The 21,158-nt window shown below is 69.7% G+C and carries 17 protein-coding genes; 6 read left to right on the top strand and 11 right to left on the bottom strand.

The window, feature by feature from the left end; translation table 11 throughout:
- Positions 1 to 14 precede the first annotated feature (14 nt).
- Positions 15 to 1,820, bottom strand: coding sequence for a gamma-glutamyltransferase (gene ggt, locus AB0N66_RS02195; protein ID WP_365427187.1), 1,806 nt, complete (start codon positions 1,818 to 1,820; stop codon positions 15 to 17).
- 104 nt (positions 1,821 to 1,924) lie between these two features.
- Between ggt and AB0N66_RS02190 the strand changes: the two genes are divergently transcribed.
- Both AB0N66_RS02190 and AB0N66_RS02185 read left to right on the top strand, forming a co-directional pair.
- Positions 1,925 to 2,683, top strand: a complete 759-nt coding sequence (locus tag AB0N66_RS02190) for a hypothetical protein (RefSeq protein ID WP_365427184.1) — start codon at positions 1,925 to 1,927, stop codon at positions 2,681 to 2,683.
- Positions 2,684 to 2,799: 116 nt separating this feature from the next.
- Positions 2,800 to 4,374 (top strand): CocE/NonD family hydrolase, encoded by a 1,575-nt coding sequence (locus AB0N66_RS02185; protein ID WP_365427181.1) that lies wholly within the window; start codon positions 2,800 to 2,802, stop codon positions 4,372 to 4,374.
- A gap of 48 nt (positions 4,375 to 4,422) precedes the next feature.
- On the opposite strand, the gene AB0N66_RS02180 is transcribed toward AB0N66_RS02185, so the two are convergent.
- The 8 genes from AB0N66_RS02180 to pcaC form a co-directional block, all read right to left on the bottom strand.
- Entirely contained in the window at positions 4,423 to 5,313 is an 891-nt protein-coding gene (locus AB0N66_RS02180) for an amino acid ABC transporter permease (RefSeq protein WP_365427178.1), read from the bottom strand.
- Complete coding sequence (locus tag AB0N66_RS02175; RefSeq protein WP_365427175.1) at positions 5,310 to 5,954, bottom strand: amino acid ABC transporter permease; 645 nt, start codon at positions 5,952 to 5,954, stop codon at positions 5,310 to 5,312. The genes AB0N66_RS02180 and AB0N66_RS02175 overlap by 4 nt, the downstream gene beginning before the upstream one ends.
- 7 nt (positions 5,955 to 5,961) lie before the next feature.
- Positions 5,962 to 6,879 (bottom strand): glutamate ABC transporter substrate-binding protein, encoded by a 918-nt coding sequence (locus tag AB0N66_RS02170; RefSeq protein WP_365427173.1) that lies wholly within the window; start codon positions 6,877 to 6,879, stop codon positions 5,962 to 5,964.
- Between the two features lie 17 nt (positions 6,880 to 6,896).
- Positions 6,897 to 7,640 (bottom strand): amino acid ABC transporter ATP-binding protein, encoded by a 744-nt coding sequence (locus tag AB0N66_RS02165; protein WP_365427170.1) that lies wholly within the window; start codon positions 7,638 to 7,640, stop codon positions 6,897 to 6,899.
- A 108-nt stretch (positions 7,641 to 7,748) separates the two neighbouring features.
- Positions 7,749 to 8,189 (bottom strand): DUF6278 family protein, encoded by a 441-nt coding sequence (locus AB0N66_RS02160; protein WP_365427168.1) that lies wholly within the window; start codon positions 8,187 to 8,189, stop codon positions 7,749 to 7,751.
- Between the two features lie 171 nt (positions 8,190 to 8,360).
- A complete protein-coding gene (locus tag AB0N66_RS02155) occupies positions 8,361 to 9,140 on the bottom strand; it encodes an exodeoxyribonuclease III (protein ID WP_365427165.1) in 780 nt (259 codons plus the stop codon).
- A 79-nt stretch (positions 9,141 to 9,219) separates the two neighbouring features.
- Positions 9,220 to 9,852, bottom strand: coding sequence for an MBL fold metallo-hydrolase (locus AB0N66_RS02150; RefSeq protein WP_365427323.1), 633 nt, complete (start codon positions 9,850 to 9,852; stop codon positions 9,220 to 9,222).
- Between the two features lie 91 nt (positions 9,853 to 9,943).
- Positions 9,944 to 11,239, bottom strand: coding sequence for a 4-carboxymuconolactone decarboxylase (gene pcaC / locus AB0N66_RS02145; protein WP_365427162.1), 1,296 nt, complete (start codon positions 11,237 to 11,239; stop codon positions 9,944 to 9,946).
- A gap of 326 nt (positions 11,240 to 11,565) precedes the next feature.
- Here pcaC and AB0N66_RS02140 point away from each other — a divergent pair, with 326 nt between their 5' ends.
- Genes AB0N66_RS02140 through gnd form a run of 4 tightly spaced genes read left to right on the top strand, consistent with a single transcriptional unit; the run spans position 11,566 to position 17,069 of the window.
- A complete protein-coding gene (locus AB0N66_RS02140) occupies positions 11,566 to 12,300 on the top strand; it encodes a beta-phosphoglucomutase family hydrolase (protein ID WP_365427160.1) in 735 nt (244 codons plus the stop codon).
- Positions 12,297 to 14,651, top strand: a complete 2,355-nt coding sequence (locus tag AB0N66_RS02135; RefSeq protein WP_365427158.1) for a glycosyl hydrolase family 65 protein — start codon at positions 12,297 to 12,299, stop codon at positions 14,649 to 14,651. The genes AB0N66_RS02140 and AB0N66_RS02135 overlap by 4 nt, the downstream gene beginning before the upstream one ends.
- Entirely contained in the window at positions 14,648 to 16,048 is a 1,401-nt protein-coding gene (locus AB0N66_RS02130; protein ID WP_365427155.1) for a glucose-6-phosphate dehydrogenase, read from the top strand. The genes AB0N66_RS02135 and AB0N66_RS02130 overlap by 4 nt, the downstream gene beginning before the upstream one ends.
- Positions 16,035 to 17,069: a phosphogluconate dehydrogenase (NAD(+)-dependent, decarboxylating) gene (gene gnd, locus AB0N66_RS02125; protein WP_365427152.1), complete on the top strand. Its 1,035-nt coding sequence runs from the start codon at positions 16,035 to 16,037 to the stop codon at positions 17,067 to 17,069. The genes AB0N66_RS02130 and gnd overlap by 14 nt, the downstream gene beginning before the upstream one ends.
- 45 nt (positions 17,070 to 17,114) lie before the next feature.
- Here the strand turns inward: gnd and AB0N66_RS02120 are convergent, their stop codons facing one another.
- Positions 17,115 to 18,413, bottom strand: coding sequence for a sulfite oxidase (locus tag AB0N66_RS02120; RefSeq protein WP_365427150.1), 1,299 nt, complete (start codon positions 18,411 to 18,413; stop codon positions 17,115 to 17,117).
- Between the two features lie 453 nt (positions 18,414 to 18,866).
- Positions 18,867 to 21,152 (bottom strand): SWIM zinc finger family protein, encoded by a 2,286-nt coding sequence (locus AB0N66_RS02115; protein WP_365427320.1) that lies wholly within the window; start codon positions 21,150 to 21,152, stop codon positions 18,867 to 18,869.
- Positions 21,153 to 21,158: the final 6 nt, after the last annotated feature.

Genomic DNA, 21,158 nt, shown 5'->3' with positions numbered 1-21,158 from the left:
CGGCCGCGGTCCCGCTAGGACACTGGCCGCACCACCATCGCCGACCCGCCGCCCCGTCGTACCGTCTCCGCCGCCGCGAGCCACTGCCCGTTGGGCAACCGCTGTACGCCCGTCGCCGCGCCGATCTCGGGGTTCTGCCGGAAGGCCTGTCCGACGGATTCCAACTGAGCCTTCAACGGACTGTTCCACAGGCCAGGTTCGAGTTCGGTGGTGGTCTGGTTGCGCTGGCTCGCGCGGGGCGCCGCGATCGCGTCCACCAGCGGAAGACCCCGGTCCACGAACTCCGTCAGCGTTTGCAGCACGGTCGTGATGATCGTCGCGCCACCGGGCGAACCGAGCGCCACGACCGGCTTGTTGTGCTGGTCGAGGACGATCGTCGGCGAGATCGACGAGCGCGGCCGCTTGCCGGGACCCGGCAGGTTCGGGTCGGGCACGTCCGGGCTCGCCGGGGTGAAGGAGAAGTCCGTCAGCTCGTTGTTGAGGATGAACCCGCGGCCCGGGACAGTGATGCCGCTGCCGCCGGTCTGCTCGATGGTCAGGGTGTACGCGACGACGTTGCCCCACTTGTCGGCCACCGTCAGGTGCGTGGTGTTCTCGCCCTCGTACGTCGTCGGAGCCGCCGTACCCGCCGTCGAGCAGGCCGTCGGGTCACGCGGATCACCCGGCGCCAGCGGGCTCGTCAGTGTCGCGTCGTCCTTGATCAGGCACTCGCGCGAGTCGGCGTACTTCTGCGACAGCAGTTCCTTCGTCGGTACGTCCTCGAAGGCGGGGTCCCCCACCCAGCGCCCCCGGTCCGCGAACGCGATCCGGCTCGCCTCGATGTAGCGGTGCAGGTACTCCGCCTCGCTCGCCTTCGAAAGGTCGGTCTTCTCAAGGATGTTGAGCGCCTCACCGACCGTGGTGCCGCCCGAGGAGGAGGGTGCGATCGAGTAGACGTTCAGACCTCGGTACGAGGTCTTCGTGGGCGCCTGCCGCTTCGCCTCGTACGCCGCGAGGTCCTTGACCGACAGCTCGCCGGGGCGGGCGTTGTAGCCCGAACTCGGGTCCACCGGCGGATCGTTCACCGTGTCGACGATCTCCTGGCCGAGGTCGCCGTCGTAGATCTCGTCGACGCCCTTCTTGCCCAACTCCTTGTACGTGCGGGCGAGATCGGGATTCTTGAAGGTCGAGCCGACCACCGGGAGCGAACCGCCGGGAAGGAACAGCTCTGCGGTGTCGGGGAAGTTCTTGAACCGGGCCTGGTTGGACTCGGTCTGCGAGCGGAAGGTCGCGTCGACCGTGAAGCCGTCGCTCGCGAGGCGCTCGGCGGGCTTGAGCACGGTGCTCAGCCGCTTGCTGCCCCAGCTGTCCAGCGCGGTCTGCCAGGTCGCGGGCGTGCCCGGCGTGCCCACGCCCAGTCCGCTGGTCACGGCGTCGGCGAAGGGGATCGGCTGCCCGTTCTCCAGGAACAGCCCGGAGTCGGCCGTCAGCGGCGCGGTCTCCCGGCCGTCGATGGTCTGCACCTTGCGGGACTTGGCGTCGTAGTAGACGAAGTAGCCGCCCCCGCCGATGCCCGACGAGTAGGGCTCGGTGACGCCGAGGGCCGCCGCCGTGGCGACCGCCGCGTCCACCGCGTTGCCGCCGTTCTTCAGGACCTCGATGCCCGCGGCGGAGGCGTCCGCGTCGACACTGGCCACCGCGCCGCCGTAGCCGACGGCGACCGGCACCTTCTCCGCGGCGGCACTGCCGCCGGTGGCGGACGGTGGAGCCGCCGCGCCGACCGACACCACCGCGGTCGAAACTGCCAAAACCGCCAGACTCCGCGCAACAGGGCGACGCATCCGTACCTCCAGTCGACAACCGTCCGCGCAGCGTAACTTCAGCGCGGCGCTCGCGTCAGGACCCCCTCGAACACCGTTGCGTATTCCCGCTAGCATGCGCGCCCATGACTGACGACGTGCGCAACATCGTCCTGGGCGTGCTCGCCGCCGGCATCAGCGCCGCGCTCGGCTGGCTCGCACGGACCTATCTGTGGAAGCGGAAGCTCCGCCGCAAGCAGGCCTTCTTCGGGCTGCCGGCCAACTCCGAGTCCCTGCTGGTGGTCAACCGCGACGCGGGCAGCGCCGACCTCGCGGTGCACCGCTACGACGTGTTCGCGCTCCTCGAACTCGCCGCGCTCATCAAGGACTGCGGCGCGCACGCCGAGGTGATCACCCAGGACGCGGCCCGGCAGGGCTTCGGAGAGCGGACGGAGTTCTGCGTCGGCGGCCCGGGGTCGAACCGGCGCATGGCGGCCCATATGCAGGCCATGCTGCCCGGGGTTCGCGTGAACACCGACCCCGAACCGGTCCCGGACCGGCTGGCGTTCCAGGTCGGCAGCGAGCGCTACCGCATGGACCAGGGAGTGACGGAGTACGTGCTCCTTGCCCGGCTCACGGCCGGGCAACCCGGCCCTGCCCGGCCCGTCTTCCTGTTCTGCGGCCAGCGTGCGATCACCAACCAGGCGGCCTCCCGCTACCTGGCCCGCAACCACGAACGGCTGGCCCGCAAGCACGGCAACGACTCCTTCGTCCTCCTCCTGAAGGTGGTGAACTCCCAGGCGTACGGCCCCGACGTCGTCGAGCTCGTGGCGGATGTGACGCGCGCGGCACAGGCCCCGCTGCCGGAGGCGACGGCGGCGCGGAACTCGCATCGCGCCTCTTAGGTTTCATCACCTTGCAACAATCGTTACTGCCGCGTAACTTACCGACGGGTTACTTACGGTAAAACGCCGAGGTTACTGTCGAGTCACTTCGCACGTGCACGAGTAGGGAGTGACCCGTGGGACACCCGCGCAAGGCCCTGCGCATGACCGCCACCAGCGTCGTCTCGGCGACCCTGATCGTCGGCGCCACCCTCGGTCCGGCCCCCGCCGCCCAAGCCTTCCCCACCACGGCGGGTGTCCGTTTCGTAGACATCGCCGGAGACGGCGGCACCGTCCTCAAGGCCAACGTCGTCACCCCCTCGGGCGCCGCCGGCACACACGGCTACCCACTCATCGTGCTGCCCACGAGCTGGGGCCTGCCCCAGGTCGAGTACCTCGCCCAGGCCCAGAAACTGGCGGACTCCGGCTATGTGGTGGTCAGTTACAACGTCCGCGGTTTCTGGCAGTCGGGCGGGGAGATAGAGGTGGCCGGCCCACCGGACATGGCGGACGTGTCCAAGGTGATCGACTGGGCGCTCGCGAACACTCCGGCCGACGCCGGGAATATCGGCATGGCGGGCATGTCGTACGGCGCGGGCATCAGCCTGCTCGCCGCCGCGCACGACCCTCGTATCAAGGCCGTTGCCGCCCTCAGCGGCTGGGCGGACCTGATCGAATCGATCTACTCGGGCCGCACCCAGCACGTCCAGGCAGCCGCCCTGCTGGACGGCGCGGGCACGCTCACCGGCCGGCCCAGCGCCGAACTCCAGCAGGTGTTCAAGGACTTCTTCGCCTCCGACCTCTCCAGAGAGCAGGAGATCATCGCCTGGGGAAAGAAACGATCCCCGGGCGCCTACGTCGACCAGATCAACGCCAACGGGGCCGCGATCATGATGGCCAACACCTGGGGCGACACGATCTTCCCGCCCAACGAATACGCCAAGTTCTACGAGCAGTTGACCGGCCCGAAACGCCTGGAGTTCCGCCCCGGCGACCACGCCACCGCCGAGGTGACCGGTCTCCTCGGGGTCCCCAACGACGTATGGACGGACACCGGCCGCTGGTTCGACCACTACCTCAAGGGCGAGGACAACGGCATCGACCGCGAGCAGCCGGTCCAGCTCAAGTCCCGGTCCACCGGCGGCTACGAGGGCTACCCGGACTGGAAGTCGGTCGGTGCGACGACGCAGAAGATCGGCCTCGCGGGCACGACCACGATCCGCACGAACGTCGACTCGGGCGCGAACGGCGGAGTCATCTTCCTCTCCAGCATCCTCGACCAGCTCGCCCAGCTGCCCCCGATGGCGTCGATCCCGCTGCTCCCGCGCCGCTGGGCGGCCGTCTGGCAGTCGGAGAGGTACGGGAGTACCCAACAGGTACGCGGCACCGTCAAGTTGCACACCACGGTCACCGGGACCAAGGAGAGCGGAACCCTCGTCGCGTACCTCTACGACGTGGGCCCGCTCGGCCTCGGCAAGCTGGTCAGCAACGCGCCGTACACCTTCCACGGGCAGACGCCCGGCAAGCCGTTCGGCGTGGACCTGGAGCTGTTCTCCACGGCCTACGACGTCCCGGCAGGGCATCGACTCGCCCTGGTCGTCGACACGGTCGACCCGCTCTACATCGAGCACAACCCGTCCGGCGCGCAGCTGACCTTCTCCTCGCCGGGGCACGACCCGTCGTATGTGTCCGTGCCCCTGCGCAAGCAGTGATCTCCGGCTGCTGCCGGGCGGGTTGAGGGCCCGTGAGCTGCTGCTCCCCTACAACCTCGGGGCTGTGGGGGGACCCCCACCCGGCAGCAGCGTCCCTGGTTCGGCCGGTGCCACATCCACGGCCTCGGTCTTGGGACTGCGCTGCTCCCGCCGGGACACCCATTGGGCGAACCAGCTGAGCAGCATGCACATCCCGATGTAGATCGGCGAGATCACCATCACCACGGGGATGAACGGCAAATCGTAGTCGAGGTTCGACGCGATGAGCTTGCCGGCGTGGAGAAACTCCTCGTAGGTGATCAGATAGCCCAACGAGGTGTCCTTCAGGGCCACCACCAACTGGCTGATGATGGTGGGCAGCATGGACCGTACGGCCTGTGGCACGAGGACGTACGACATCACCTGCGTCTTGCGCATGCCGAGCGCGAACGCCGCCTCCCGCTGGCCGCGTTCGACGGAGTTGACGCCCGAGCGGAAGACCTCGGCGAGCACCGAGCCGTTGTAGAGCGTCAGACCGGTGACCAGCGCGGGCAGCGGCTGCACCTTGAGCGCGACGAAGATGAAGAAGATCATCACCAGTACGGGCATGGCACGGAAGAACTCGACGAGCAGAGTGGAGACCCAGCGCACCGGCGCGTGGTCCGACAGCCGGCCCGTCGCGAGCACGGTGCCCAGCGCCAGCGACAGCACGGCGGCGATCGCGAAGGCCCTGAGCGTGTTGCCCAGGCCTCTCAGCAGCAGCTCCTGAATGCCCTTGTACTCGAAGGGCATCCACTTCGTGTACGTGAACTGGTCGGTGTCGAACAGGAGATACAGGAGCCAGCCGACGAGCCCGAGGATCACGGCGGTCGACAAGGCCCCGTACATCCGGTGCCGCCCGCGGGTCTTGGGCCCCGGGATGTCGTAGAGGGCGGTGGATTCGGTGGCGGTGGCGGTCATCGGGCGACTCCCCAGCGCTTTTCGAGGACATTGAAGACCGCGCTGATGGCGAGGGTGATGATCAGGTAGCCGACGGCGATCCAGACGAAGGTCCAGACGATGTCGTAGCCGAGTTCGCTGAGGGTCTTGTAGGTGCCGAGCAGTTCGGTGACGCTGAACGCCCCCGCGATCGCCGAGTTCTTGGCGAGCGCGATGAGGGTGGAGCCGACCGGCGGGATCACCGAACGGAAGGCCTGCGGCAGGACGACCAGGGACAGGGTCTGCCCGAACGTCATACCGAGGCTGCGGGCCGCCTCCCCCTGCCCCTTGGGGACGGTGTTGATGCCCGACCGCAGGGCCTCGCAGATGAAGGCCGAGGTGTAGCAGCCGAGCGCCAGGATCGCGAACACCTCGAAGGGCAGCACGAGTCCGAAGCGCGGCAGGCCGAGCAGCACCGCGAAGAACAGCAGGGTGAGCGGGGTGTTGCGCAGGACCGTCACCCACGCGGTGCCCAGGGCCCGCAGCGAGCCGACCGGCGCCACCCGGAAGGAGGCCATGAGAAAGCCCAGGGCGAGCGCCAACAGCGAGGCGTAGAAGGTGAGTTCGACGGTGCCGAGGAATCCGTCGCCGAAGGTGGAGAAGTTGTTTGTCAGTACGTTCACGACGCCCTCAACTCCCCTGGTAGCGGTCGATCTTGGGCGGGGTGGGCGCGGGCACGCCGGACAGGCCGAGCGTCGCCTCGTACGCCTTCTTCCAGTCGCCGTTCTTCTCGCGTGCCTCCAATGCGTCGTCGAGCGCGAACCGCAGCGCGTTGTCGCCGCGCGGTACGCCGATGCCGTACGGCTCCTGGGAGAACGGCTTGCCGACGACCTTGAGTTCGTCGGGCACCTTCGCCGCGTAGCCGATCAGGATGGCGTCGTCGGTGGTGACGGCGTCGACCTGGTAGGTGAGCAGGTTGTCGACACAGACCGAGTACGTGTCGTACGAGACGAGCTTCGCCTTCGGGTAGTCCGCCTTGATGCGCTGGTACGGGGTCGAACCGGCCGCCGAGCAGACGGTCTTGCCCGCGAGGTCCTGCGGGCCGTGGATGTCGTTCTCGTCGGTGCGCACCAGCAGTGCCTGACCCGCCATGTAGTACGGGCCGGCGAAGCCGACGAGCTTCTTGCGCAGGTCGTTGATGGTGTACGTGCCGACGTAGTAGTCGATCTGGCCGTTCTGCAGGGCGGTTTCGCGGTTCGCCGAGGCGATCGTCTTGAAGTGGACCGTCTGCGGGGCGAAGCCGAGGGAGGCCGACATCATCTTGGCGATCTCGATGTCGAAGCCGGAGTAGGCGCCGCTCGCCGGGTCCTTCTCGCCCAGGTAGGGCTGGTCCTCCTTGGCGCCGACGGTGAAGTAGCCGCGCTTCTCGGCACGCTTCCAGGTGGCCGAGGCGGGGAGCTGGAAGCCTTGCGTCACCTGGTAGTTGGGCAGTTTCCCGGCGGCGGGGCCCTTGGTGGGCGGGCTGCCCTCCTTGCCGCAGGCCACGGCCGTGGCGATCAGTGCCGTAAGCGCCGCGAGGGCACAGCACACACGTGAGTTACGGATCATGCGGTGCGCTCCCCCGCTCAGTGCTTGAGGATCTTGGAGAGGAAGTCCTTGGCCCGGTCGCTGCGCGGGTTGGTGAAGAACTCCTCCGGGGTGCGGTCCTCGACGATGCGGCCGTCGGACATGAAGACGACGCGGTTGGCTGCGGAGCGCGCGAAGCCCATCTCGTGGGTGACGACGACCATCGTCATGCCGTCGCGGGCCAGTTGCTGCATGACCTCGAGCACTTCGTTGATCATCTCGGGGTCCAGCGCCGAGGTCGGCTCGTCGAAGAGAAGGGCTTTGGGATCCATGGCGAGAGCGCGGGCGATGGCCACGCGCTGCTGCTGTCCGCCGGAGAGCTGTGCCGGGTACTTCAGGGCCTGCGAGGCGAGGCCCACGCGGTCCAGGAGTTCGTGGGAGCGCTTGTCGGCCTCCTGGCGCCCCCGGCCGCGGACCTTGATCTGGGCGAGCGAGACGTTCTGGAGAACCGTCTTGTGGGCGAAGAGGTTGAAGGACTGGAAGACCATGCCCACCTCGGCGCGGAGTTGGGCGAGCGCCTTGCCCTCTTCCGGGAGTGGCTTGCCGTCGAGCTTGATCGTTCCCGACGCGATGGTCTCCAGCCGGTTGATCGCCCTGCAGAGTGTCGATTTGCCCGACCCGGACGGGCCGATGACGACGACCACCTCCCCCTTGCCGACGGTGAGGTTGATGTCCTGAAGGACATGCAACTCCCCGAAGTACTTGTTCACGTCATGCAGCTCGATCAACGGATCGACAGCCATGCCCGGCCCTACCCACTCTCAGCTGTGTCGCAGTTGCCGCAAACTATCGGGACAAGAACGGACTTATTGCGCGACACGCACTTTTCAGGCATTAGCCGTATTGTGCGGTTAGCCCTCCGACACCTCCGCGTACAGTTGCGAGAGTTCGGGCTCGCCGCTGGACGCCCAGGTCTGGCCGGAGGCGACCACGTCGATCTCCCGGCCGGACGGCAGAAGCACCACGGGATGGCCGTTGGGCCAGACCTGCCAGACGGCTCCGGGGACGGTGCGCACGATCACCGTGCCGACGTACAGACCCGCGTCGTTGCCGAGCCACGGCAGGCTCTCCTCGTCGTCCCGCCAGCGTGGCAACAGTTGATCGAGCGCCTCCAACGAGGCCACGGAGTCGTCGAGTTCGACCCCCGCCAACTCCGCCTGGGAGCGCAGCAGATCGCACTCGGCGAGGAGTTCGGCGACACCCTCGGAGTCGGCCGCGCCGTCGGAGAGCACCGCGACGCCGAACGCGGGGGCACGCTTCTTGCGCCAATTGCCGAGAAAAGGGATGTTCATCGGCCCAGCGTGTCATTCGCGCCGGGCAGCGCACCACAGGCGCGCGGGGTCGCCTGTTCGAGAGACGCGCCCCTGTGTGGAGGCTGTGTCCCAAGACGACTGTGTGGAGTCTGCGTCCCAAGACGACGCCGGACCAAGGAAGTTCAACCCCGGCGAACCGACCGTCTCCCCTCAGACGTCCAGGTCCACCACGACCGGCGCATGATCCGACGCGCCCTTGCCCTTGCGCTCCTCGCGGTCCACATACGCGTCGGTGACGGCCTTCGAGAACGCCTCGTTCCCATAGACCAGGTCGATGCGCATGCCGCGGTTCTTCGGGAAGCCGAGCTGGCGGTAGTCCCAGTAGGTGAATGGGTGGTCGTACTTGAGGGGGCGCGGGACCACGTCCGAGAGGCCCGCCTCGCGCAGGGCGGCGAGAGCGGCGCGCTCGGCCGGGGTGACGTGTGTGGCGCCCTCGAAGAGGGTGATGTCCCAGACGTCTTCGTCCGTCGGCGCCACGTTGTAGTCACCCAGCACCGCGAACGGCCGACTGGCCGCCGCGTCGCCCGCGATCGCCGCCTTGAGGGCCTCGAACCACTGGATCTTGTACGCGTAGTGAGGGTTGTCCACCTCGCGTCCGTTCGGCACGTACACCGACCAGACGCGGACCGGGCCGCAGGTCGCGGAGACCGCGCGGGGCTCCTGGACGCCGTCGAAGCCGGGGTCTTCGGGGAGGCCCTTGACGACGTCCTCGAGACCCACTCGGGAGACCACCGCCACGCCGTTCCACCGCCCCGTGGCGTTCACCGCCGACTCGTAGCCCAGCTCTCGCAGCTCATCCGTGGGGAACTGCTCGGCGGTGGTCTTGGTCTCCTGGATGCACAGCACGTCCGTGCCGCTGCTCTCCAGCCAGGCCAGCAGCCTCGGGAGACGGGCGGTGACCGAGTTCACGTTCCAGGTGGCGATGCGCATGACCCACAACTTACCGGGCGGGTACGACAACGGGCCCGGCGGCGCCTTCCGCGTGCGGGAGCCGCCCGTCTCCCGCGGCTCAGACCTTCGCCGACGCCCCCGGCGTGAGCCGCAGGTGCTCGGAGCCGCCCAGGGCGCCGATCTGGTTGTCGTAGATCGGCCGGGCGAGGTCGGTGAGCAGGACGTCGTGGATGTCGTACGCGCGCTGGGGCTTGACCTCGCGCACGTAGTCGATGACCTCGGAGATCTTGCTCCAAGGGGCCATGACGGGGAGCAGCAGCGTCTCGACCTGATGGTCGGGGACGGTGAGGGCGTCGCCCGGGTGGAAGACACGGCCGTCGACGAGATAGCCGACGTTGGTGATGCGCGGGATGTCCGGGTGGATCACGGCGTGCAGTTCGCCGTGCGCCTGGACGTCGAAGCCCGCGGCGGTGAAGGTGTCGCCGTGACCGACGGTGTGCACGCGCCCGGGGAACGCCGCCGATATCTGGTCGGCGACCGATTTCAGCGTCCAGATCTCGGCGCCCGGGTTGGCTTCGAGGCCGGCCCGCAGCCGCTCCTCGCTGAAGTGGTCGGCGTGTTCGTGGGTGATCAGGATCGCGTCCGCGCCGACCGCGGCATCCTCCTCGCTGAAGGCGCCCGGGTCGATGACGAGCGTGCGTCCGTCCTTCTCCAGACGGACGCAGGAGTGCAACTTCTTCGTGAACTTCATCAGTGTCATGCTTCCATCCTGCCCCCGCCGACCCGCCGCCGGCCTGCTCAGACTGGTGGTCCGACTGCCCGGATGAAGATCACGGGGGCGGTCACTCCTGGGGCGTGGTCTCCTCTCGGATGACCTGCTGGGCCACCTTGAAGGCGCTGTTCGCGGCCGGTACGCCGCAGTAGACGGCCGCCTGGAGGAGCACTTCCTTGATCTCCACCGGGGTGAGGCCGTTGCGGAGGGCGGCGCGGATGTGGAAGGCGAGCTCGTCGAGGTGGCCGCCCGCGACCAGCGCGGTGAGCGTGACACAGCTGCGCGAGCGCCGGTCGAGCCCGGGCCGGTCCCAGATCTCGCCCCAGGCGTACCGGGTGACGAATTCCTGGAAGTCACCGGAGAAGTCGTCCGCCGAGGCCAGCGCCCGGTCCACGTGCGCGTCGCCGAGCACCTCGCGGCGCACCTTGATCCCGGCGTCGTACGGGTCGGGCCGCCCCAGGCCCTCGGGCTGCGCGGCGGGCGGCGCGATCTCGGCGACGGGGGACGCGGAAGGCGGCGGGGCGATGACCGGCTTGACCGCCGCCGCCGGAATCGCCATCTGGCCGGTCGAGGAGTCGAAGGCCGGCTGCCAGGCACTGGAGAAGTGCCGTACGAGGAGATCGGTGACCGCGGCGGGCTGTTCCACCGGGACCAGATGCGAGGCGCCGGGTACGACCGCGAGCCGGGCGTCCGGTATCCCGGCGACCAGCGTGCGGGCCTCGGCGGGCCCGGTGACCTGGTCGTCGGAGCCGACCAGGACGAGGGTCGGCACACCGATGCGGGTGAGTTCGGCCCGCACGTCGAACGCGGCGAGCGCCTCGCAGGCGGCGATGTAGCAGCCCGGGTCGGTGGTGCGCACCATCTGTACGGCCCACTCGGTGATCGCGGGCTGGGTGGCCGCGAACCCCTCCGTGAACCAGCGCTCGGGCGACATCCGGGCAATCGGGTCGAGCCCGTTCGTACGTACGATCACACCGCGCTGCCGGAACTCGTCGGCCGTGCCGAAACGCGGCGAGGCGGCGATCACCGCGAGCGAGGCGAGCCGCTCCGGGTGCCACAACGCCAGCTCGATCCCGATGGCGGCGCCGAACGCGCACCCCGCGTAACCGAAGCGCTGCACGCCGAGTCCGTCGAGCGTGGTGAGCAGCCGCTCGACGACTTCGGCGACCGAACCCGCCGGGTAGGCGGGCGCACCGCCGTGTCCGGGCAGGTCGAAGCGGAAGATCCGCCAGTGCTTCGCCAGCTCCGGGACCTGGCGATCCCACATGTGCCACGTTGTCCCCAGTGAGGGACCCAAGATCAGGACTGGCGCCTCTTCTGGTCCGTCAAAGCGATATTGCAGGGTGTTGGACGTACTCTCACTCACCCGACTCACGCTCCCACATCTCACAATTTCTTACGTACTTGGGTCGGAACCCCGTGCAAGGCATCCCACGTTGTGGCAGCTTCGCGAAGATTTCCACATCGGGCTTCACATACCACCGGGCAAAGACGTGGTCCGGCACCCCGTTGTCGGCCAGGTATGTGGGACACGATGCGCGTGCATCGTACAGACAGACCCTACGAAGCGTCCCATTCCAGGTCTGCCTGCAGGAATGGGGCGATCATCGCCCCAGGTCCAGCGTCAGCCCGCCACCCACTTGGTCCAGTGCGGCTTCCGGAACGACAAACATGGGCGATACCGTCACATTTATGACGATTGGTCTGCCTGGGCGGGTTCGGGCATGTCTCTTTGACCTCGACGGCGTCCTCACCGAGACGGCGACGGTGCATGCCGCGGCCTGGAAGGAGATGTTCGACGCCTACCTGCGGTCCCGCGCCGGGACGTGCGTACCCTTCGATCCAGTGGCGGACTACGACGCCTATGTCGACGGCAAGACCAGAGCCGACGGGACCAGGTCGTTCCTGGAGTCGCGCCATATCGATCTGCCGGCCGGCGCACCCGACGATCCGCCGGGCACGGAGACGATCAACGGCCTGGGCAACGCCAAGAACGAGATCGTCCTGCGCCGGCTCAAGACGGACGGGGTGACTGTCTACGAGGGGTCGGTTCGCTATGTCGAGGCTGTGCGCGCGGCGGGGCTGCGCCGGGCGGTTGTGTCTTCCAGCGCCAACTGCGCGAGCGTGCTGGAGTCCGCGGGCATCGCCGAGTTGTTCGAGGTCCGCGTCGACGGGGTGACCATCGCCAGGGATCACCTGCCGGGAAAGCCGGCCCCCGACGCCTACCTCGCCGCCGCGAAAGCGCTGGGTGTGGATCCTGATCAGGCTGTGGTCTTCGAGGACGCGCTGGCCGGTGTGCAGGCCGGCCGGTCGGGCGGTTTCGGGTTCGTGGTGGGGGTCGACAGGGTCGGGCAGGCCGAGGCCCTGCGCTCCCACGGCGCCGACACGGTCGTCACCGACCTGGCCGAACTCCTGGACCGGACATGATCCAGCATCCGTCCTACGCGGTGGAGCCGTGGAGGCTGCGCGAGACCGAGTTCAACCTGGACGTCCTCGGCCAGAGCGAATCGGTTTTCGCCCTGGCCAACGGGCACATCGGCTGGCGGGGCAATCTCGACGAGGGCGAGCCGCACGGCTTGCCCGGCTCGTACCTCAACGGTGTCTACGAGTCCCGTCCGCTGCCCTACGCCGAGGCCGCGTACGGCTATCCCGAGGCGGGCGAGACCGTCATCAACGTCACCAACGGCAAGGTGATCCGCCTCCTCGTCGATGACGCTCCCTTCGACCTGCGGTACGGACAGGTACGCGACCATGAACGGGTCCTGGACTTCCGCACCGGTCTGCTGGAGCGCAGGGTCGAGTGGGAGTCCCCGGTCGGCCAGGTGGTGAAGGTGCGCTCGACCCGGCTGGTGTCGCTGGTCCAACGGTCGGTCGCCGCGATCTGCTACGAGGTCGAAGCCGTCGACACGGACCTGCGGGTGGTGGTCCAGTCCGAACTGGTCGCCAACGAGGCTCTCCCCAAGGCCGACGGCGACCCCCGGGTGTCGGCCGTCCTCGAGGCGCCGCTGCGGTCGGAGGAGCACCGATGCGAGGGCGCCGGGGCTGTGCTGGTGCATCGGACCGCTGCCAGCGAGCTGCGCCTGGCCGCCGCCATGGACCACCAGGTGCAGGCGCCGCCGTCCCTGCACGAGACGGTGGTGAGCTTCGAGGATCTGGCCCAGTACACAGCAACGGCCACCTTGAAACCGGGCGAGCGGCTGCGCCTGATCAAGTACGTCACCTACGGCTGGTCACGGGGGCGTTCGGAGCCTGCCGTACGAGCCCAGGTCGAGGCAGCGCTGGCCGCCGCGGTCCAGACGGGCTGGGACGGCCTGATGGCCGAGCAGCGCTCGTATCTGGACGACTTCTGGGAGCGCGCCGACGTCGAGGTCGAGGGCGACGCCGAGGTGCAGCAGGCGGTGCGGTTCGCGCTGTTCCACGTCTTGCAGGCCGGGGCCAGGGCCGAGGGCAGGGCCATCCCGGCCAAGGGACTGACCGGCACGGGGTATGACGGTCACGCGTTCTGGGACACCGAGAGCTTCGTGCTGCCGGTGCTGACGTACACCGTCCCGCAGGCGGCCGCCCACGCCCTGCGCTGGCGCCGCGACACCCTGCCGATCGCCCAGGGGAGCGCCCGCCAACTCGGCCTGAAGGGTGCCGCGTTCGCGTGGCGGACCATCACCGGGGCCAGTTGCTCGGGGTACTGGCCCGCGGGCACCGCGGCTTTCCACGTCGGCGCCGACATCGCCGACGCGGTGGTCCGCTACGTCAACGCGACAGGTGACGTCGACTTCGAGAAGGGCGTCGGCCTGGAACTGCTTACCGAGACGGCGAGGCTGTGGCGGTCACTCGGCCACCATGACGCGCAGGGCCGGTTCCGTATCGACGGGGTCACCGGGCCCGACGAGTACAGCGCGGTGGCGGACAACAACGTCTATACGAACCTCATGGCGCAGCACAATCTCCGGTCCGCGGCCGCGGTCGCCGAACGGTACGCCGACAGGGCACTGGAGTACGGCATCGATGCCGAGGAGGCGGCCTCCTGGAGCGATGCGGCCGAGGCCATGTTCATTCCCTACGACGACATGCTCGGGGTCCATTCCCAGTCGGAGGGCTTTACCTCACACCAGACCTGGGACTTCGCCGGCACCTCGCCGGAGCAGTATCCGCTGCTGCTCCACTTCCCCTACTTCGACCTCTACCGAAAACAGGTCGTCAAGCAGGCCGACCTGGTGCTGGCCATGCACCTGCGCCACGACGCCTTCACCAAGGAGCAGAAGACACACAACTTCGCCTACTACGAGGCGCTGACGGTGCGGGACTCCTCGCTGTCGGCCTGCACCCAGGCGGTGCTGGCCGCCGAGGTCGGGCATCTCGGGCTGGCCTACGACTACCTGGCCGAAGCCGCGCTCATGGATCTGGACGACCTCGAGAACAACACTCGAGACGGGCTCCACGTGGCGTCACTCGCGGGAACGTGGATCGCGCTGGTCGCAGGGCTGGCGGGCATGCGCGAACACGAAGACACCCTCGGCTTCGCGCCCCGTCTGCCATCCGGCATCACCCGGCTCGCCGTCAACCTCTCCCATCAGGCCAGCAGGCTCCGTGTCGAGGTCACCGCGGACGCCGTCACCTACCAGGTACTGGACGGCACGCCCTTGCGAATCCTGCACAACGGACAGCCGGTCGACGTCGCCGTGGACAGCCCGGTCACCCGACCGATCACCAGGGCACCGTCCACCACCCGGCCCCACCAGCCGCCCGGGCGTGAACCTGCGCGGCGGGGGGCGGAGCAGTGACCGCCGACGTCCTGGTGATCTTCGGAATCACCGGCGACCTGGCCCGCAAGATGACCTTCCGGTCGCTCTACCGGCTGGAGGCGGCCGGACTCCTGGACTGCCCGGTCATCGGGGTCGCGCGCGAGGACTGGTCGCACGACCACCTGGTTTCCTCCCTGCGCGAGGCCCTTCAGAGCGCCGGTGAGACCGTGGAGCCCAAGTCCTTCGACCGGCTGGCCCGGCGGCTGTCCTACCTGCGGGGCGACTTCGCCGACCCGGCCACCTACCAAGCGCTGGCCGACCGGCTGAAGGACGCCGAGAAGCCGCTGTTCTACCTGGAGATCCCACCCTCACTGTTCGCCCCTGTCGTGGAGGCACTGGGCGCGGCGAACCTCACCACGCACGCCACGGTGATGCTGGAGAAGCCCTTCGGCCACGACCTGGCCTCCGCCCGAACGCTCAACGCGCGGCTCCATCGGGTGCTCACCGAGGACCAGATCCTGCGCATCGACCACTTCCTGGGCAAGCAGCCCGTACTGGACATCCAGTTCCTGCGGTTCGCCAACACACTCCTCGAACCGGTCTGGAACCGCGACCATGTGGCCGCCGTACAGATCACCATGGCCGAGGACTTCGGGGTCGAGGACCGAGGCGCGTTCTACGACCCGGTGGGCGCGCTGCGCGACGTGGTCCAGAACCACCTCCTTCAGGTGCTCGCCCTGGTCGCCATGGAGGCACCGGTCGGTCCAGGGTCCGACGCGCTGTGGGACAGGCGGGTCGATGTCTTCCGGGCCATGGCCGACGTCGATCCGGCCCACTGCCTGCGCGGTCAGTATCAGGGCTATCTGGAGGTCCCCGGAGTCAAGGCGGGCTCGGTGACCGAGACCTATGTCGAACTCGGCCTGGAAGTGGACAACTGGCGGTGGAGCGGGGTGCCGTTCTTCATCAGGGCGGGCAAGGCACTGGCCGCCAGGGCCACCGAGGTGCGAGTGCTCTTCAAACGCCCGCCCCGGCTGGCCTTCCTGGACGAGCCCGAGCACCCCGACCCCAACGAACTGGTGCTGCGGATCGACCCGGATCCGGGACTGCGGCTCGGCATGCTCTCCAAGAAGGCATCCGGTCACTCGGCCGGGACCGTCCACCTGGACCTGTCCTTCGCCGCCGAACTCGGCAAGCCGCCCGAGCCCTACGAGCGGCTCCTCAACGACGCGCTGACCGGCGATCGTTCGCTCTTCACCAGGGAGGACGTCGTGGAGGAGACCTGGCGCGTCATCCAGCCACTGGTGGATCACCCGCCCGTCCCGGTGCCCTACGAACGCGGCTCCTGGGGGCCCGCGCAGGCCCCGCGCCGCACGTCCTGGCAGCTGCCCTGGCTCTCGAACCCCGACCACAGGAGAACAGACCATGCCGACAAGTAGCCCGATGCAGATCGGCGTGATCGGGCTCGGCCGGATGGGCGCCAACATCGCCCGCCGCCTGATGCGCGACGGCCACAGCTGCGTGGTGTACGACGTGAACCCCGAGGCCGTCGCGGCGCTGGAGAAGGACGGAGCGACCGGCGCGACGTCGCCGGCCGACCTCGCCGAGAAGCTGACCCCGCCCCGGGCGACCTGGGTGATGGTGCCCGCCGGCGACATCACCGGCAAAACCATCGCGTCGCTCGCCGCCGAACTGGCACCGGGCGACACCATCATCGACGGCGGCAACTCCTACTACCGCGACGACATCAACCGCGCCGCAGCCCTGTCGAGCGACGGCGTTCACCTGATCGACTGCGGGACGAGCGGCGGCGTCTGGGGACTCGAACGGGGCTACTGCCTCATGATCGGCGGCGAGACCGCCGTCGTGGAGCGCCTGCGCCCGATCTTCGCGACCATCGCCCCCGGGAAGGGCAGCGTGCCGCGGACGCCCGGACGCACCGGTGAGTCGGTGCCTGCCGAGGAGGGGTTCCTGCACTGCGGCCCGAACGGTGCCGGCCACTTCGTGAAGATGGTTCACAACGGAATCGAGTACGGGATGATGGCCTCGCTCGCCGAAGGCCTCAACGTCCTGCACAACGCCGACGCCGGCAAGCGCCGAACCGACTCGGATGCCGAGACGGCACCGATGGAGCAGCCCGAGTACTACCAGTACGACATCGACACCACCGCGGTCGCCGAGGTATGGCGCCGCGGCAGCGTCATCGGATCCTGGCTGCTGGACCTGACCGCCGCCGCCCTCGTCGAATCTCCCGGCCTGGAGAACTTCGCAGGCCGCGTATCGGACTCCGGCGAGGGACGCTGGACGTCGACCGCCGCGATCGAGGAGGGTGTCCCCGCCCCGGTCCTCACCATGGCCCTGTACTCCCGCTTCGCCTCACGCAACCTCGACGACTTCGCCGACAAAGCGCTGTCGGCCATGCGCAAAGGCTTCGGCGGCCACGAAGAGAAGAACAGCTGACCCACCGGCCGCCTGGCGGTCCACGCGCTGGACGACGACAAGCCCTCAGGACACCTGGACGGGGTGCCGTACCACCGCGTCGAAGAGGTAGCCCTGGGTGTTGAGGACGGTCGTCTCCGGCTGGGTGCGGCCCGTGGTGTCGGTCGCTCGGGCCAGCAGTGTGTACGTCCCTGGAGTCTTCGGACGCCAGTCGGTGGACCAGCGGACCCAGCCCGCGCGGCTCGGGGCGTCGTACAGCCGGGCACGCCGCCAGTTCGTACCGCCGTCGGTGCTCACGTCGACACGGCGGACGCCGCCGGCACCGGACCAGGAACGGCCGGTCAGCCGATGCTCCGTGCCGACCGGGAGGCTCGCGTTCCAGGCGAGCTCGAAGGCGCTCTTGAGGGTCTGGTGGGTGAGGGGCGCGCTGCCGCCGTCGGGGTACGCGGCGCCGAACAGCCGGTAGAAGTCGATGTTCCAGGGCGAGTAGAGCGGCTGGGCGGACACCTCGATGTCGCCGACCCACTTGATCGAGGCGATGCCCACCCAGGAGGGCGCAAGGACGCGCACCGGGTAGCCGTGGTCGACAGGCAGCGGTTCGCCGTTCATCTCATACGCGAGGAGTACGTCGTCCAGCGCTTTCGACAGCGGCAGTGGGCGGCGGACATGGCCGAGGTTCGTGCCGTCCGCGGTGACGTACTCGGCGTCCAGGCCCCGGGGCATGACGTCCACGGCGCGGTCCGTGAGCCCGGCCCTGCGCAGTACCTCGGCCAGCCGTACGCCCTTCCAACGCGCCGTGCCGATCGCGCCGAGTGTCCACGCGGTGCCGCTGACCGTCTGCCCCTGCTGGGTCGTGAAGAAGCTGCGGCCGTTGCCCGCGCACTCCACGAACGCGGTGCGGGTGGTGGCGGGGAGCCGCTTCAGGTCGTCGAGGGTGAACTCGACGGGCTCCTCGCGCGCGAGCCCGTCTCCCCAGAGGGTGAGGGTCCATGCCTTGACGTCCAGTACGGGGGTGGAGGTGTGGTTGCGTACGAAGAAGTGGTCGTTGGGGGTGTGGTGGCCGGTGCCGGCGAGGGACGCGAACTTGGTCTCGGCGTTCGTGCCGCGAGCCGTGAACCATTCGTCCGGGAGGGGTTTCACGATGCCGGGGACCGTCGCGGAGGGAGTCACCGATGTCCCGGTGGCGGCCGCGGCGGGTGCGCTGAAGGCCGTGGGCACGGCCGCGGTGAGTCCGGCCGCGCCGAGCAGCCTGAGCATGTCGCGGCGGGCCACCCCGTCGGCCCGGGCGTCCCCCGCCAGCCATTGCCGGAGTCTGCGGCGGTCGTAGGCGGATTCGGAGCCGGGCGTGTGAGACGTCTGGGGCATGGAGGGGCCTGCCTTTCGGGCGGGAGGCGAACGTGCGAGGCACCGCGGGGTGGGCCGCGAACGTGCGGGGGGGACGGCACTCGGGAGGTGCCTGAACCACAAAGGGGCTAGGGAGCTATGGCGTCGGCAGCGGGGCCGCGACGGCCAGGGCACGGACCGTGTCCGTGGCGAGGATCAGCAACAACAACAGCCGCGCGACGAACGCGCGCGGGACCGCGGGACGGGGCGGTGGTCGCTGATGAACATGAGCGCCAGGGTACGAGTCGGAGGGCCAACTCGTCGAGAATTCGGGGCAGTCGGTGTTCCGGAGCATCAACTGGTGGACAGCGGAGGGCAGAGGCGCGAGCGGCGGCGAGCGGGTCACAGGTCGCCCGGTGCGCCGCGGGTGCGTGCATGGTGGCGCGGGGCTGAAGGGCACCCCCCACGCCCCTCAGGCAGTGGGGAAGGGAATTGTCAGATGGACCCGAGGCCCGTGAGCGCGCCGACCGGGTCGAGGTCGGGGGTGCCGCGGGGCCACCAGTCCTCCTGGCCCGGTTCGGATTCGTAGGCGTACCAGAGGCCGCCCCGGCCGAGGCGGAGTTGGGCGTGACCCCGCGGGTGGGTGAGGTGGTTGCGCCAGGGGCGGAAGGCGGGGAGGTCGGCGGCGAGGAGCAGCGGGCGGGCCCGGTCGAAGCGGCCCGCCGGTGGATCCCAGGGCTCTTCGAGGACGGCGAGCCCTTCGAAACCGCCCTGCCGCCAGGCGGCGACCGCACGCGCGAGGTCGGCCCGAGTACGTCCCGCCGCGGCGGCGAGCGAGGCGTAGAGAGTGCGGGTCGCGGCGGTGAGACCGGATCCGGGCCGGGCGGCGGCGAGGCGCACCGCGTCCTGCCAGAGCGTCAGTCCCGCGACCGGATCGCGGCCCGCCGTGAGCAGCGCGTGCGCGCGGGCCGCCGCGTCGGTGGCCAACTGGTCCAGCGCGAACGGGTCCGGGCCGCCCGGCGCGCCCGGGTAGGTCGGCGGCTGCTCGGGGTGCGCGGGCGGTGGGAGCGGCGCCGGAAGGGGTGGCAGTACGCGCCGCGCGAGGGCGTCACTGGCGCGGATACCGGGGAGGGGGGCCGGTTCCTGGTCCTGGGCGGCTCGGGCGATCCGGGCCGCGTTGCGGCGGGACAGTGCGTCGAGCAGCTCGCGTTCGCCGCGGCCGCGCAGGAGGAGCAGCACGAAGGGGTCTTCGTCCAGCAGCCGTGCGGCCTGGTAGCAGAGGGCGGCCGCGTGCTTGCAGGGGTGCCCGAAGTCGGGGCAGCTGCAGTGCGGTTGGAGCTCGCCGGGGCCGGGGAGCAGGGCGACCCCGCACTCGGCGAGCGACTTGGGCATCTCCTTGTCGAGCAGCGCGGCGATGTCCCCGGGCCGCTCGGCGATCGCGTCGAGGAAACGGTCCCAGTCGGCGTCGGACAGCGTCTCGACGGCGACCTGCACGCGATAAGGCCGCGGACGACTCCCGTGCACATACGCGAGCACCAGCCCCGGCGTGACGGTGACCGCGTCCACGTGCCCGCGTCCGGCATACGCCCGCCCCCGAGCGAGCCGCGCCGCATCGAGCGCGCCCTCCTCCAACGCCCGCACCCACGCGTTCCCCCACCACGTCTCCGCAAAGCCGACATCCCCCGACGCCCGCGCCGGAAAGGCCTCGAACGTACGGCGCAACTCACCGTCGCGACCAGGGGATCCCATGGAACGCGGGAGGCGGGTGGCCGTAGCTGCGGGCCGCTCTGTCGGCGAGGGGTGCGCTGGGCGCGGGGGCTGGGTCGTTCCGTGGGCGGGCGGGGGTGGAGCGTCCGGGGACGTGACGGCTGCGGCGGCGTCGGGCTGCGCCGGGCGCCGGTCGGTGGTATCGCTTCGCGGGTCGGTGGCATCGCTTGGGTAGTCGGAGGCATCGCTTCGCGAGTCGGTGGCATCGCTTGTGGACCCGGGGTGCGCACCCTGGCTCGTTACGGTCGCGTCTCCGGGCGGCTCGGGGTGCGAGGTCGAGTCTGCCTCGACCACGGCTCCGGTGTCGGAGGGCAGTTGGAAGGCTCCGGCGAGCAGATCGCGTACGTCTTGAGGCTGGGTCCGTCGGTTCTGGCTCCGGGTGTCGCGCCGGGCACCGGAAGCGGCTCGCGTCGGGTCGGTGGACCGGCGGACCGCCTCAACTCCCCTGTTGCCGGGGCTCGTTACCCCCTTGGTCCCGGCGTCCGTCCGCGTTTGCCTCGCCTCACCCCGCGCGGCGCGCAACGCCTCGCGTGCGATGTCCCCCGGGCGCGAGCCTCCTGCGGCGGGACTGCCGGGCGGGGTGGCAGACGCCTCAGCCGACGTCTCAGCCGGCGCCGCAGCCTCCGTCTCCACCGACGACTCGGCCCCGGCCCCGGCCCCGGCAGCAGCCTGTGCCTGGCTGCGTTCCACAGCCCCCTCGGTCCCCTCAGCCACCTCAGCCGCACCGGCGTCGGCGCCCTGAACCGCTCCGGTACCGGCGGCGGATCTCCCCGCCCGCGTCGCCCGTCGCAGCGCCTCCCGTGCCACGTCTCCGGGTCGCGCTCCTGGGGAGGACGCCTTCCGGGGAGACGGATCGGCCGCGACTGGGGCAGCAGGCTGATCCGACTCGTCGTCAGCCGCCCCGTCCCCCCGGACCTCGCGCTCCCGCGCGGCCCGCAGAGCCCGACGGGCCACGTCGGCGGGGCGCGTCCCCGACGCAGGGCGTGACTGGTCGGTGCCCGAACTCTCGGCCACCGGAGG

The sequence above is a fragment of the Streptomyces sp. NPDC093544 genome (assembly GCF_040683495.1).
Classification (GTDB): Bacteria; Actinomycetota; Actinomycetes; order Streptomycetales; family Streptomycetaceae; genus Streptomyces.
The sequence above is the reverse complement of the archived record's forward strand: the minus strand, read 5'-3'. Positions and strand labels throughout refer to the sequence as shown.

Excerpts from the sequence above, each read along its gene's own strand:
- AB0N66_RS02155 (WP_365427165.1), bottom strand. The coding sequence starts at position 9,140 with ATGCGCATCGCCACCTGGAACGTGAACTCGGTCACCGCCCGTCTCCCG.
- AB0N66_RS02180 (WP_365427178.1), bottom strand. The coding sequence starts at position 5,313 with ATGACCGCCACCGCCACCGAATCCACCGCCCTCTACGACATCCCGGGG.
- AB0N66_RS02150 (WP_365427323.1), bottom strand. The coding sequence starts at position 9,852 with ATGAAGTTCACGAAGAAGTTGCACTCCTGCGTCCGTCTGGAGAAGGAC.
- ggt (WP_365427187.1), bottom strand. The coding sequence starts at position 1,820 with ATGCGTCGCCCTGTTGCGCGGAGTCTGGCGGTTTTGGCAGTTTCGACC.
- AB0N66_RS02165 (WP_365427170.1), bottom strand. The coding sequence starts at position 7,640 with ATGGCTGTCGATCCGTTGATCGAGCTGCATGACGTGAACAAGTACTTC.
- AB0N66_RS02135 (WP_365427158.1), top strand. The coding sequence starts at position 12,297 with ATGATCCAGCATCCGTCCTACGCGGTGGAGCCGTGGAGGCTGCGCGAG.
- AB0N66_RS02120 (WP_365427150.1), bottom strand. The coding sequence starts at position 18,413 with ATGCCCCAGACGTCTCACACGCCCGGCTCCGAATCCGCCTACGACCGC.
- AB0N66_RS02140 (WP_365427160.1), top strand. The coding sequence starts at position 11,566 with ATGACGATTGGTCTGCCTGGGCGGGTTCGGGCATGTCTCTTTGACCTC.
- gnd (WP_365427152.1), top strand. The coding sequence starts at position 16,035 with ATGCCGACAAGTAGCCCGATGCAGATCGGCGTGATCGGGCTCGGCCGG.
- AB0N66_RS02190 (WP_365427184.1), top strand. The coding sequence starts at position 1,925 with ATGACTGACGACGTGCGCAACATCGTCCTGGGCGTGCTCGCCGCCGGC.
- AB0N66_RS02170 (WP_365427173.1), bottom strand. The coding sequence starts at position 6,879 with ATGATCCGTAACTCACGTGTGTGCTGTGCCCTCGCGGCGCTTACGGCA.
- AB0N66_RS02160 (WP_365427168.1), bottom strand. The coding sequence starts at position 8,189 with ATGAACATCCCTTTTCTCGGCAATTGGCGCAAGAAGCGTGCCCCCGCG.